This window comes from Anaerostipes stercorihominis (genome assembly GCF_057535655.1).
On record NZ_BAAJCL010000016.1, the window covers coordinates 35,192 to 48,055 of the forward strand.

General features: G+C 41.8%; 17 protein-coding genes. 15 read left to right on the forward strand and 2 right to left on the reverse strand.

All coding sequences use genetic code 11. The features are described from left to right. The first annotated feature begins 3 nt into the window (after positions 1 to 3). Positions 4 to 1,104: a 2-aminoethylphosphonate--pyruvate transaminase gene (locus AC27EF_RS12115; RefSeq protein ID WP_487111044.1), complete on the forward strand. Its 1,101-nt coding sequence runs from the start codon at positions 4 to 6 to the stop codon at positions 1,102 to 1,104. Further along, complete coding sequence (phnX, locus tag AC27EF_RS12120; RefSeq protein ID WP_487111045.1) at positions 1,094 to 1,870, forward strand: phosphonoacetaldehyde hydrolase; 777 nt, start codon at positions 1,094 to 1,096, stop codon at positions 1,868 to 1,870. The genes AC27EF_RS12115 and phnX overlap by 11 nt, the downstream gene beginning before the upstream one ends. A gap of 41 nt (positions 1,871 to 1,911) precedes the next feature. Here the strand turns inward: phnX and AC27EF_RS12125 are convergent, their stop codons facing one another. Further along, positions 1,912 to 2,469: an HD domain-containing protein gene (locus tag AC27EF_RS12125; protein ID WP_487111046.1), complete on the reverse strand. Its 558-nt coding sequence runs from the start codon at positions 2,467 to 2,469 to the stop codon at positions 1,912 to 1,914. Between the two features lie 232 nt (positions 2,470 to 2,701). Here AC27EF_RS12125 and AC27EF_RS12130 point away from each other — a divergent pair, with 232 nt between their 5' ends. Genes AC27EF_RS12130 through AC27EF_RS12145 form a run of 4 tightly spaced genes read left to right on the forward strand, consistent with a single transcriptional unit; the run spans position 2,702 to position 7,216 of the window. Next, entirely contained in the window at positions 2,702 to 3,808 is a 1,107-nt protein-coding gene (locus AC27EF_RS12130) for a prephenate dehydrogenase/arogenate dehydrogenase family protein (RefSeq protein WP_487111047.1), read from the forward strand. A 2-nt stretch (positions 3,809 to 3,810) separates the two neighbouring features. Further along, complete coding sequence (aroA, locus tag AC27EF_RS12135) at positions 3,811 to 5,088, forward strand: 3-phosphoshikimate 1-carboxyvinyltransferase (RefSeq protein ID WP_487111048.1); 1,278 nt, start codon at positions 3,811 to 3,813, stop codon at positions 5,086 to 5,088. A 52-nt stretch (positions 5,089 to 5,140) separates the two neighbouring features. Continuing rightward, positions 5,141 to 5,914: an HAD hydrolase family protein gene (locus tag AC27EF_RS12140; RefSeq protein ID WP_487111049.1), complete on the forward strand. Its 774-nt coding sequence runs from the start codon at positions 5,141 to 5,143 to the stop codon at positions 5,912 to 5,914. Between the two features lie 30 nt (positions 5,915 to 5,944). Then, positions 5,945 to 7,216, forward strand: coding sequence for a glycoside hydrolase family 10-like protein (locus AC27EF_RS12145; protein ID WP_487111050.1), 1,272 nt, complete (start codon positions 5,945 to 5,947; stop codon positions 7,214 to 7,216). 243 nt (positions 7,217 to 7,459) lie between these two features. Here the strand turns inward: AC27EF_RS12145 and AC27EF_RS12150 are convergent, their stop codons facing one another. Next, the gene (locus tag AC27EF_RS12150; RefSeq protein ID WP_487111051.1) at positions 7,460 to 7,663 is read right to left on the reverse strand and encodes a 4Fe-4S dicluster domain-containing protein; all 204 of its coding nucleotides are present in this window, start codon (positions 7,661 to 7,663) and stop codon (positions 7,460 to 7,462) included. 146 nt (positions 7,664 to 7,809) lie between these two features. On the opposite strand from AC27EF_RS12150, the gene AC27EF_RS12155 reads away from it, so the two are divergent. The 9 genes from AC27EF_RS12155 to AC27EF_RS12195 all read left to right on the forward strand — a co-directional run bounded on the left by AC27EF_RS12155 (position 7,810) and on the right by AC27EF_RS12195 (position 12,705). Next, on the forward strand, positions 7,810 to 8,124 hold the full coding sequence (locus tag AC27EF_RS12155; RefSeq protein ID WP_487111052.1) for a PadR family transcriptional regulator: 315 nt from the start codon (positions 7,810 to 7,812) through the stop codon (positions 8,122 to 8,124). Continuing rightward, the gene (locus AC27EF_RS12160) at positions 8,121 to 8,810 is read left to right on the forward strand and encodes a DUF1700 domain-containing protein (protein ID WP_487111053.1); all 690 of its coding nucleotides are present in this window, start codon (positions 8,121 to 8,123) and stop codon (positions 8,808 to 8,810) included. The genes AC27EF_RS12155 and AC27EF_RS12160 overlap by 4 nt, the downstream gene beginning before the upstream one ends. Next, positions 8,807 to 9,109, forward strand: coding sequence for a hypothetical protein (locus tag AC27EF_RS12165; protein ID WP_487111054.1), 303 nt, complete (start codon positions 8,807 to 8,809; stop codon positions 9,107 to 9,109). Before AC27EF_RS12160 ends, AC27EF_RS12165 begins: the two co-directional genes overlap by 4 nt. Further along, complete coding sequence (locus AC27EF_RS12170) at positions 9,073 to 9,555, forward strand: DUF4097 family beta strand repeat-containing protein (protein WP_487111055.1); 483 nt, start codon at positions 9,073 to 9,075, stop codon at positions 9,553 to 9,555. The genes AC27EF_RS12165 and AC27EF_RS12170 overlap by 37 nt, the downstream gene beginning before the upstream one ends. Further along, on the forward strand, positions 9,552 to 9,740 hold the full coding sequence (locus AC27EF_RS12175; RefSeq protein WP_487111056.1) for a PspC domain-containing protein: 189 nt from the start codon (positions 9,552 to 9,554) through the stop codon (positions 9,738 to 9,740). Before AC27EF_RS12170 ends, AC27EF_RS12175 begins: the two co-directional genes overlap by 4 nt. A gap of 193 nt (positions 9,741 to 9,933) precedes the next feature. Next, positions 9,934 to 11,466, forward strand: a complete 1,533-nt coding sequence (gene putP, locus AC27EF_RS12180) for a sodium/proline symporter PutP (protein WP_487111057.1) — start codon at positions 9,934 to 9,936, stop codon at positions 11,464 to 11,466. A 108-nt stretch (positions 11,467 to 11,574) separates the two neighbouring features. After that, entirely contained in the window at positions 11,575 to 11,838 is a 264-nt protein-coding gene (locus AC27EF_RS12185; RefSeq protein ID WP_487111058.1) for a spore coat associated protein CotJA, read from the forward strand. Then, a complete protein-coding gene (locus tag AC27EF_RS12190) occupies positions 11,835 to 12,095 on the forward strand; it encodes a spore coat protein CotJB (protein WP_487111059.1) in 261 nt (86 codons plus the stop codon). Before AC27EF_RS12185 ends, AC27EF_RS12190 begins: the two co-directional genes overlap by 4 nt. Before the next feature lies 1 nt (position 12,096). Continuing rightward, positions 12,097 to 12,705: a manganese catalase family protein gene (locus AC27EF_RS12195; protein ID WP_487111060.1), complete on the forward strand. Its 609-nt coding sequence runs from the start codon at positions 12,097 to 12,099 to the stop codon at positions 12,703 to 12,705. The last annotated feature ends 159 nt before the right edge of the window (positions 12,706 to 12,864 follow it).

Sequence of the window (12,864 nt, forward strand, 5' to 3'; positions counted from 1 at the left end):
AAGATGAAATACAAGTTGTTGACACCGGGACCGCTGACTACAACGGATACGGTAAAAAAAGTTATGATGTTTGATCATTGTACATGGGATGATGATTATAAAAAGATTACTCTGGATATCAGGAGCGGGCTGTTAAAGCTCGCCCATGCCAGCGAAGAAAATTATACGGTAGTTCTTATGCAGGGAAGCGGGACCTTTGGTGTGGAATCTGTATTGACAAGTTCCGTAGGAACAGAAGATAAGCTGTTAATTGTAGCAAACGGCGCATACGGAGAGCGTATGGAAGACATTGCAAAGCATGCGGGGCTCACGTATGCGGTTTATCATCAGGATTATGATAAAGTTCCCGATGCAGAAAAGATCGGAGAGATTCTGGATCAGGATGATTCGATTACACATGTATCTATGGTACACAGTGAAACCACTTCCGGTATTTTAAATGAGATTGAAGAGGTGACCAAAGTTGTAAAGAGCAAAAAACGTACGATGGTAATTGATGCGATGAGCAGCTTTGCAGGTGTGGATATTCCGGTGGAGACGCTTGGGATTGATTTTTTAATCAGCAGTGCCAATAAATGCATTCAGGGGGTTCCGGGATTTTCCTTTGTGATTGCCAAAAAAGAGGCGCTGATGAAAACCAAAGGACAGGCAAGAAGCTTATCTTTAGATCTTTATGATCAGTGGGAGACAATGAACAAAGACGGAAAATGGCGATTTACTTCTCCGACTCACACAGTGCTTGCGTTTGCACAGGCAATGAAGGAACTGGAAGAAGAAGGCGGAATTTTGGCAAGATCAAAACGCTATTATGAAAATAATCGGGAAATTATTCGTAGATTTGGTGAGCTGGGATTGAAAACCTATATTGATCTTGAACATCAGGGACCGGTTATCACCACGTTTTTCTTTCCAGAGGATGCAAAATTTACCTTTGAAGAAATGTATGCATATATAAAAGAACGGGGATATGCGATTTATCCGGGAAAAGTTACGGAGGCAGCAACCTTCCGAATCGGAAATATCGGAGAAATTTACAAAGAAGATGTGGACGCACTGTGCAATATCATGAAAGAGTTTTTGGAGGTACATCAACATGGGAAATAAGGTGGAAGCAGTTATTTTTGACTGGGCAGGCACGACGGTTGATTTTGGATGTTTTGCTCCGGTACAGGCATTTACAGAAGTATTCCGTGAGTTTGGAGTTGAGCCAACTATGGAAGAGGTCAGAAAGCCGATGGGGATGCTGAAAATTGAACATATTCGCACCATGCTTGCAATGGATCGTATCGCGGGGCTCTGGGAAGAAGTGTACGGACGCCCGTCTGAGGAATCCGATGTACAAAAAATGTATCAGGTCTATGAGAGTAAGCTAATGAGTGTTTTGGACCAGTTTACAGATGTAAAGCCTTATGTTTTAGATGCAGTTCATGAGCTTCGTGCCAATGGAATTAAAATTGGATCCACCACAGGATATACTGATAAGATGATGGAGATTGTCACAAAAGGAGCTAAATTGGGCGGATATGAACCAGATGCATGGGCCAGTCCCGATGCTGTTCATTCCAAAGGACGTCCATATCCGTATATGGTATTTAAGAATATGGAAGCTCTTGGCGTGATGTCTGTAAAAAATGTTGTGAAGGTAGGAGACACGGTTTCTGATATTCTGGAGGGAAAAAATGCAGGAGTAAAATCCATTGGTGTCATTGAGGGAAGCTCTGAAATGGGATTGTCTCAGGATGAATATTTGGCGCTTGATAAAGAAGAAAAAGAATGTCTCTGTAAAAACGTGGAAAAAACATTTTTAGAGGCAGGGGCAGATGCTGTTATTTTAAATATGTCGCAGCTTCCTGCATTGGTATTGAAATAATTTGGCGCTCCTAAAGTAATCGGCATGGTGACATGCCGATTTTATTGTGTCTGCGGAATGTATTTCCCGAATACCTGTTCTACCAAATCACAATATTCTGTAAACTCATGATATTCTTTCAGCTCTTCAAAACCTTCAATCATACCCTGATAGTACCAGCCCTGTGTGTTTTTATCTTTCATATGAAATCTTTGCCATAATTCTTCGCCAAGAATCCGATAGTCTCTGGAAATTGCGCGAATATTGGCAAGTTTATCCCCTAAAGCAAGGATTTTCGCATTTCTGGAAGCTTTGGTTTTTAGGAATTCAATGGTGTGACCTTTTCGTTCCAGCCATGTTTTGCTTTTGTCTTCACTTTCCTGATCGACATAGGAAGCAACGACATCGCCAAATTCCCGGCGAATATCTTCAATCGTAACATCTTTGCAATCCTCCACAACGTCATGGAGAACAGCGGCACACATCATCGTCTCGTCCAGTGTCATAGCCGCCACGATGGAGGCAACTTCCATGGGATGGATGATGAATGGGAGATTGGTCCCTTTGCGGGTCTGCCCGGCATGGGCATTGGTTGCATAAATAACAGCTTTTTCAAACATAAGAGGAACTCCTTTGGCGGTTTGTCGATACAATTCTTAGTTTTATGATAAATCATTTTTTTCAGGGGTTCAATAGAAAATTGAGGAATTATCAGAAAAAAACAGGTTTCATCCAAAGATTTGACAGGATGATTTTTAGAGAAATTTACACTCTGTTCCTTTAAAGTGAAAAAGTGTTGACTTTTTAAAATGCGGACGGTAAAATAAAAAGAAGAACTTAAGGAGAAAAAAGATGACAGACAGCAATTTTACCATTGGTTTTATTGGACTTGGACTAATCGGAGGTTCCATTGCAAAGGGAATTCGCAGAGTCTTTCCAAATTATAAGATGATTGGTTTGGATGAAGATGAGGAAACCGTGCGGAAGGCCTTAGAAGAAGGTATCATTGATAAGATAGCGGCAGATTGCAAAAAGGATTTTTCAGATTGTAGCTATGTATTTTTATGTGCACCGGTTCAATATAATATAAGGTATTTAAAAGATTTAAAAAATTCAATTCAGAAAGATTGTATTTTAACAGATGTGGGAAGTGTAAAAGGAGAAATTCATCAAGAGATTGAAGAACTGGGAATGGAGGCTTGCTTTATTGGAGGTCATCCGATGGTGGGCTCTGAGAAAGCGGGGTTTTCCTATAGCTCGGACCGTTTGGTAGAGAATGCATATTATTTTATTACGCCGACAAAACAGGTCAGCGAGGAAAAAGTTCGGGAATTTACCGGGTTTATTGAGGAACTTGGGGCTTTGACCATTATTCTGGAATATGAGCAGCATGACGCATTTACTGCAGCAATCAGCCATGTGCCTCATATTATTGCCGCAGAGCTCGTACATATTGTTAAAGAGATGGATACCGATCAGGGAATATTAAAGCAGCTGGCTGCGGGAGGATTTAAAGATATTACGAGAATTGCATCATCATCTCCGGTTGTATGGGAACAGATTTCTCTTTCCAATAAGGAGAATATCAAGCAGCTTCTTACAAAAGCAAGAAATCATATGGATCAGATTATTGAGGCGTTGGATCAGGAAGATCACCAATATTTGAACGATTATTTTAAAGAGGCAGGAGAATACAGGGATTCTGTGCCGGACAGCGCCATTGGTTTAATGGAGAAAAATTATGAAATCTTTATTGATATTCCGGATGAACCTGGTACGATTGCTACGACAACGACCTTACTGGCATTGAATCATGTCAGTATTAAAAATATTGGAATTATCCATAACCGGGAGTTTGAGGAGGGCGTCTTCAAGATTATGCTGTATGATGAGGAGTCCGCAAAGAAGGCAAAGAAGATTTTACGAGATAAGAATTATAGGATATATGAGAGGAAATAGATATGAAACTTACGAAAAGCAAAGGACTTCAGGGAGAATTATCCATTCCGGGCGATAAATCTATCAGTCACAGAGCCGTTATGTTTGGTTCACTTGCAAAAGGAACCACACGGATCAGCAATTTTCTTGCGGGAGCGGATTGTCTGGCGACAATTGACTGTTTTCGGAAAATGGGAGTTTCCATTGAACAGGAAGGTACAGAGGTTACCGTACATGGAAACGGGCTCTACGGTTTGAAAAAACCGATGGAGGTTTTGGATGTGGGAAACAGCGGAACTACAACACGGTTGATTTCGGGAATTTTGGCAGGGCAGGAATTTGAAACTACATTATCGGGGGATGAATCTTTAAATAAGCGCCCAATGGAACGGGTTATAAAACCGTTAAAAGAGATGGGCGCTAAAATTTCCAGTGTCGCTGATAACGGATGTGCACCTTTGAAAATTGAAGGAGCGAAGCTTCATGGAATTCATTACAACTCTCCTGTGGCATCTGCGCAGGTGAAATCTTGTGTTCTTCTGGCTGGGCTGTATGCGGACGGAGAAACCAGCGTCACAGAGCCGGCGCTTTCCAGAAATCACACGGAGTTAATGCTTCGTTCTTTTGGGGTAGAGGTGGTTTCCCAGGGAACAACTGCAAAAATTACGCCTCCAAAGGAAATGACAGCCACAGAGATTGCAGTACCTGGAGACATTTCTTCCGCAACCTTTTTTATCGTGGCAGGATTAATTACGCCAAATTCCTGTATCCGTTTAAAAAATGTCGGAATCAACCCTACGAGAGATGGGATTTTGAAGGTTTGCAAGGCAATGGGAGCGGATCTCACTTTAGAAAATCTTGTGGAAAATGGAGGAGAACCGACAGCAGACATTGTGGTGAAGACCAGCAGGCTCAAAGGCACTGTGATCGAAGGAGATGTAATTCCTACGTTGATTGATGAGATTCCGGTCATTGCGCTTTTAGCAGCTTTTGCTCAGGGAGAAACAGTGATCAAAGACGCAGAAGAGTTAAAAGTAAAAGAGTCGGACCGCATTGCTCTGACGGTAAATCATCTGGTGGAGATGGGAGCAGATGCAGAAGCAACGGAGGATGGCATGATCATTCGGGGAGGAAATGTGCTTCACGGAGCAAAGATTCACTGTCATTATGACCATAGAATTGCTATGACATTTTCTATTGCAGGAATGAATGCAGAGGGGGAGACGGTGATTGAAGATTCGGACTGTGTAGATGTGTCTTATCCAACCTTTTATGAACAGCTGAGGTCACTGCAAAGATAGAGAAACCGGAGTTTCTCCGTAAAAAAATACAAAAAGTAAGAAAGGAAGCAACATGGAAAAAAAATATTTCTTTTTTGACATTGACGGAACGTTAACAGATAGAGCGACAGGGGAGATTGTGCCCAGCGCCAGACAGACATTAAAAAAATTGGAAGAAAACGGACATTTTGTGGCGATTGCCACAGGTCGGGCCCATTATAAAGCTAGGAAATTTACAGATGCCAACGGGTTTAGAAATATGGTATGCTGCGGGGGAAACGGCATTGTGATTGATGGAATCTTGGTAGAGAATCTTCCGTTGGATAAAGAAGGATGCATCCGGATTATTCATCAGGCAGAAGAGCTGGGATACGGATGGTGTGTTGCTTTGGATGACAGCAAAGATGTTTATATGACCGATGACAAATTTTTAAGACAGGTTGGGAAGAGAAAAGAGCCGACACGCTATATTATTGACGATAATCTGGAAATTGAATCTGTAGATGCAATTTATAAAATTTATATAGCAATTCCCTCAGAGGAAGAAGAGAGGCTGACGACAAAGGAACTGGTTGGGCATCTGAGATTTGAACCGGAATATTTGATGTTCCAGCCGGACAATAAACGAGGCGGAATTTTAAATATGATGCAGCATTTAAATGCAGATATTAAAGATGTTGTTGTATTCGGAGATGATTATAACGATATGGATATGTTTTGTCCGGAATGGTTTTCCATTGCTATGGGAAATGGGTGTCAGGATCTCAAGGACATGGCAAATTATGTAACGGCATCCAATGTTGACGATGGAATTCAAAAAGCCTGTGAACATTTTCAGTGGGCATAACAGGGAAGAGGCAGGGAGGAAAGAAAAAGTATGAAATTAGGAAAGATGCAGTGGCTGGCGTTGCTTGTGGTCAGCGCGATGTTTGCAAATCTTTGCAGTCAGACGGTCATTGAGGCGGCAAACAGATCCGATACGGCGGTCGTGAGGAATTCTCAATTCATTGGAAGAACATCGTCAGATCAGGAGGAATACAAAGCGTTCTGGTTTTCTTTCTATGATTATGATGCTTATCGCGCCAAGTATAAAAGAAGGACTGCATCCAATTTCCGCTCTTATTTTACGGGAGTTGTGAAAAAGGGCAAGAGTCTGGGAATGAACCGGGTGATTGTGCAGGTTCGTCCATTCGGGGATGCAATTTATAAATCAAAATATTTTCCATGGTCAAAATATATTTCCGGGAAACAGGGAAGAAGCCCCGGGTTTGATCCTTTGAAAATTATGGTTGATGTGGCGCATAAAAATGGAATGAAGATTGAAGCATGGGTGAATCCATATCGTGTTACAACAGGATCTGTCAATTATAAAAAATTATCAAAAAATAACCCGGCAAGAAAATGGCATGCCAGAAAATCCACCAGAAGAAATGTTTTGTCGTATGGGGGAAGTCTGTATTATAATCCATCGAAAAAGGCAGTTCGCACGCTGATTATAAATGGGGCAAAAGAAATTGTGAAAAATTATCAGGTGGACGGCATCCATATGGATGATTATTTTTATCCGTCGTTTACAAAGCGAAATGTCAAAACTGCTTTCGACGCAAAAGAATATAAAAAATCTTCCTATAAAAAGAAGAAAAAAAGCATTTATACTTACCGTCGGGCACAGGTGAATACTTTAGTTTCTGAAATGAAAAAAGCGATCAAAAAAATTGATCCGACGGTTACTTACGGAATCAGCCCGGCTGGAAATATAGATAATCTTACAAGTAAATATTCCTACTATGTTGATATCAATCGCTGGCTGAAGTCTACGAAATATGTAGATTATGTATGTCCGCAGATTTACTGGGGTTTTCGGCATCCGACAGCGAAATTTGATAAGGTCACCAACCGTTGGGTAAAGGCGGCAAAGAGCAAAAAGGTGAAATTATACATAGGAATTGCAGTTTACCGCGCAGGACATTCTGTGGGGCAAAATCGTGCAGAACAGAAAGAGTGGCGTTACGACACCAAAATTTTGAAAAAACAGGTGGAGTACGGGCGCAGGAAAAACGTAGATGGTTTTGCATTTTTTGATTATCAGGATCTTAAGAGCAGGACCAGTAAGAAAGCGGTTGACCAGTTGAAAACCGTTTTAAAATAAAATTGGAACATCTTCAAAACTCCGGATTGCATTTTGACTCCTAGAAGTGCAGTCCGGAGTTTTGTTTCGCAAGCGGGGCGGCGCATCAATCCCGAAAACAGGTAATTATGTGCGTTTATTTCGTATCTTCTAAAAGTGCAGCCGATGAATATGGCTTTGTTCCAATGCCCCAAGAGGAAATGTCAGTATTACAGCTCCAAGACCACGGGAAGCACAAAGCAGTTCAAAATATGTTCCGGCTTTCTAACAACCGTTCCAGCCAAATTCCTCGAAATCAGCAATCACAGCCCTTTTTGATTGATTCAGAGAAAGAATTCCTCCGGGGCAAACCTTCACGCATTTTCCGCAGCCTGTGCATTTTTCTGTATCAACAACAAAATTCGCTTGATTCATGATAAAAGCCTCCGTTTCTTGTTTTTGTGCAACAACCTGATTACATGATTCCAAAGTTAAGATTTTCCACAGAAAATTGAGCGTTTGTGAAAGAGGAAGGTCAAAAAATTATATTGATAAAATATGAGAAGTATAATACTATATGACATATAGTATTAAACCACGAATAATATTGTTAGAAGTATAGAAGGAGGATGCCAATGGTTTTTAATACAGGAGCAGCGCTCTTAGATGCCGTTGTTTTAGCGGTTGTTTCAAGAGAAAGCGAAGGCACCTACGGATATCGGATTACGCAGGATGTAAGGGAGGTTTTGGAGTCAACTTTGTACCCAGTATTGCGAAGATTAAAGAAGGATCATTGTCTGGAGGTTTACGACAGACAGTTTGGAGGAAGAAATCGAAGATATTATAAAATAACGGCAGAGGGATCCGTGCAGCTTGATCTGTACCGGAAAGAGTGGAAGAATTATTCGGAAAGAATATCAGGGATTTTTGAAGGAGGAGAAAAGGTATGAACCGAAAAGAATATTTAAAAAAGCTTTCGGAACTTTTATGGGATCTTCCAAAAGAAGAAAGGGAAGAAGCTCTGGAATATTATGAAAACTACTTTGAGGAAGCGGGACCACGGAAGGAAGAGGAAGTGATCCGGGAGCTTGGAAACCCCGAGACAGTGGCTGCAATGATTCGGGATTCTGTCAGAGGGAACGAAGGAGAAGGGGAATATCGGGAAGATGGGTATCATAATCAGAAATATGAAGATTCCAATCCAGTGATGAGAAAAAGAAGAAAAGAAAGCTGGCATTTTAAAGGCGATCGAAATAAAAATCTGCTGTTGCTGATTTTAATTATTGTTTTAGCAGGAGGGTGGCTGCTTCCGGCAGCAGCAGCTCTGATTTTCGGGGTCGGTGGGGGACTGCTTGGATTGACAGGAGGAATGATCGGTATTTTTTTCGCACTTGGGGGAGGAGGCATCGGATTGCTTGCAGCAGGAATTGGAACCTTAGTAGCAGGAATTGTTAAGATGTTCAGTTCCCTTCCGTATGGTCTGATGATCGCAGGAGGCGGATGCTTGATGATGGCAGCAGGACTGCTTCTGGTGATGCTGTGGGTTTGGCTTATTGGATCGGTTTTGCCGAGGTTTCTTCAATGGATTGTTAAGATGATCCGCAGAATTTTTGGAAAAGGAGGGGAGAAGGCATGAAACGTTTTATGAAGATTTGTCTGGTGATTACGATGGCAGTCTCTATTTTGGGAATTGGATGTATCATTGCGGCATTTTCCATGGGAGCCCGCATTCCCGGAATTTCCGCACAAATCGGAAGAATTGCAGTCGGAACATCGGGAGTACAGGAATATCAGTTTGACCAGCAGAACATACAGAAAATAGATCTGGAAGCCGGAAGCGGCACGGTGCGTATTGTGCAGGGAGAGGGCGACAAAATTGTTGTAAGAAGCAGCCGTTCATGGATGAAGGCACAAAAAATAGAGACGGAGAATTAAAGGTTCAAAGGAAACGTCTTGGCTTCCGATTCTTTGGAATTGGCATGGGAGGAGAAACAACATTAACCATTCCAAAGGATATGTCATTAAAGGAAGTGTCTTTGGATTGTGGAAGTGGGGAAATTTCCGCAGAAAAGCTTTCTGCGGGAGAAGTCTCTATAGATTGCGGAAGCGGTGATATAGCCCTTGGTGGTGTTGAAACGAAGAAATTGGAGATTGATACCGGATCAGGGGATGTTGCGGTGAGGCTTGCAGGGGAGCTGCAAAATTACGATTATGAGATAGACTGTGGAAGTGGGGATGTGAACCTTGGAGGAACACACTTTGACAGTACAGAGTATAAATTAAAGGAACATCGGGGAAAATCAATTGAGATTGATACTGGAAGCGGAGATGTCACCATAGAATTTATCGGAAAGAAAGGAAAAGGAGAGGAGACCTTATGAGTGCAAAAAGATTATATAAATCCAGAAAAGATCGGTTTATCACAGGAGTTTGCGGAGGATTGGCGGAATATTTTGATGTAGATCCTACCTTGGTAAGAATTGTGACGACACTTCTTTGCACCACGGGAACCGGGTTTCTCATTTATATTGTGGCAGCAATTGTAATGCCGGAAAAAGTAAATTAAAGAGAAAAGCGCTCATATAAAATTTAGAGTAATTTGCATTTTTGTTAAGATTATGCTAAAATATAAAACGATCTTTGGGACCAAGTCAGGGAGACTTGGTTCTTTTTCGTGATACTGGGAAAGTTTTCACTTTCCTGTATCATAATTTGTTCTAAGATTAGGAAAATATTTATGAAAGAGGAGGAAAGATAATATGAATGCGCCGATTTTAATTGCCATGATTCTTTATATGGCGGTCGTTGTGTGGATTGGAGTCATTTACAGTAAAAAGAATAAGACGTCAGAAGATTATTTTTTGGGAGGAAGAGGTCTGGGACCGTGGGTGACCGCTATGAGTGCGGAAGCTTCGGATATGAGCAGCTGGCTGCTGATGGGACTTCCGGGACTTGCCTATGCGACAGGATTTAGTCAGGCAGGATGGACTGCAATCGGATTGATTTTGGGAACCTATTTAAACTGGAAAATTATTGCAAAACGTTTGCGGCATTACACAGAAGTTTCTGATAATTCCATAACTGTGCCGGATTTTTTCAGCAATCGCTTTCAGGATGACAAAAAGATTTTAAGCAGTATTTCTGCGGTAATGATTCTGGTATTTTTTACTGTCTATACGGCTTCTGGTTTTGCAGCATGCGGGACCTTATTTAACTCTGTTTTTGGACTGGATTACCGCGCAAGTATGATTGTGTGTGCTGCGGTGATTGTAATTTATACGTCATTGGGAGGGTTCCTTGCCGCAAGTACTACAGATTTAATTCAGGGGCTCTTAATGTCTTTCGCCATAGTTATTGTTTTGGCTGTGGGAGTGACAGCAGCTGGAGGAATCGGAAATGTGGTAGATTACGGAAAGAGCATGGAGGGCTTTTTTGATGTGATGAAATATCATGATCCGGCGACAGGGCATGCGGTTTCACAAGGTGTGATTCCGATTCTCTCTGGTCTTGCGTGGGGGCTTGGCTATTTTGGGATGCCTCATATTCTGGTTCGGTTTATGGCAATCCGCGATCCCCAAGAAGTAAAGAAATCAAGGAATATTGCAATGGTCTGGGTATTGATTTCTTTAAGTGTGGCAGTGTGTATCGGTTTTACAGGTGCCGCGCTGTATCCAAATGTTGCAGAACTTGCCGGCAACGGAAATCAAAGAATTTTTATTTATATGACAACACATTTGTTCCATGGCATTCTTCCGCTCTTTATGGCAGGAGTGATTTTATCAGGAATTCTTGCAGCAACCATGAGCACTTCAGATTCTCAGCTTTTGATTGCATCCTCTTGTGTATCGAAAGATTTGTTTCAGGGGCTTTTAAAACGGGAAGTGAAAGAAAATCATGTGTTAATGGTATCAAGAATTACAACTATTGTAATTGCTCTCGTTGGGATTGTCATTGCAATGGATGAGAATAGTTCAGTATTTGGTTTGGTTGAGAATGCATGGGCAGGATTTGGCGGAGCGTTTGGACCGCTGGTATTGTTTTCACTGTTTTGGAAACGTACCAATTTAAAAGGTGCGGTAGCCGGGATGTTAAGCGGTGGAATTACCGCATTGGTTTGGCCGTTAACTTTTGCCAAGCTGGGAGGTATTTTTGAAATTTATTGTCTGCTTCCGGCATTTATCATTTCCTCAGCTCTGATTATGATTGTGAGCCTTTGTACAGAAGAGCCGAGTGAAATCATGAAAAAACAATTTGATGAAGCAAAAAAATTAAGTCAAGAAGAAGTTTCATAAGATTCAGGGAGCAGAATGCTCCCCTTTTTTTGTATTTTTCTATGGAATCTGCACACTCTAATACCGTAAACATAAAATGATATTACAGAGAAAGAAAGGAGAAAATTGGTGGAGCGATATCATAATCGAGATTGTTCCTGTCAAAGGAACCGAATGAATGATGTAAGGAATGGTTTTGACGAGTCTGGACAACGGTGCGGCGGAGGCTGGAACCATCATCATGACGGTGTAGATTCTATGGCTCTTGCGATGCAGTATGTTCCGTGGCAGCATTGGAATCAGGTTTATTGTCCGGAGGAAGGATTGCAATACGGTACAATTTTTCCGGAACTCAATAAGCCGTTTTATGGAAAGGGGGCGTGTCGCAGGTGAATCAATACGATCAAAAGAAATTGCTGGATTATATCAATGCAGTTAGTTTTGCGTTGGTGGATACAACCTTATATTTGGATACGCATCCCAATGATTTAGAGGCAATCAATCATTTTAAGCAGTATCAAAGCGCCAGAAACAAGGCTATGAAAGAGTATGCCCAATATTTTGAGCCTTTAACCATTGATACTGCGGAAATTGGGGAAACATTTACCTGGGCAACCACGCCTTGGCCTTGGATGAAAGGAGGATGTTAGAGTGTGGAATTATGAAAAACGTCTGGAATATCCCATTCGCATAAAAAAGACAGATCCTCAGATGGCAAAACTGATTATCAGTCAGTATGGAGGGCCTAACGGTGAGCTGGGAGCGTCCATGAGATATCTTTCTCAGCGGTTTGCGATGCCTTATAAAGAAGTCTGCGGAGTTTTGACCGATGTTGGAACGGAGGAACTGGCACATCTGGAGATGGTTTGTACCATTGTTCATCAGCTGACCAGAGATCTGACACCGGAACAGATTGTTGCCTCAGGGTTTGATCAGTATTATGTTGATCATACAGCCGGAGTCTGGCCTCAGGCAGCCAGCGGAGAACCGTTCAGCGCCACAATGTTTCAGTCAGTAGGTGATCCAATCACCGATTTAAGTGAAAACCTTGCCGCCGAGCAGAAAGCCCGGACGACTTATGACAATTTGCTACGCCTGATCAAGGATCCGGATGTCAGAGATCCGCTGATCTTTTTAAGAGAGCGGGAAATTGTTCATTTCCAGAGATTCGGTGAAGCACTGAGAATTGTACAGGATCATTTGGATTCTAAAAACTTTTATGCGTTTAATCCGGCATTTGATTGCAGAGCAAAAAATTAAAAAATATAAAAAAGGACCATTTTTATGGTTCTTTTTGTATTTGTTTGCCCAGCATGGGCAAACTCTAACGGGTGTAAGTCCCGAACATGCCCAGATAGTGGGAAGTGTATAGCTGAACAGCAAGTGTGTTTGTCGTGAGGCAAAATCTGAAAGAAGCTG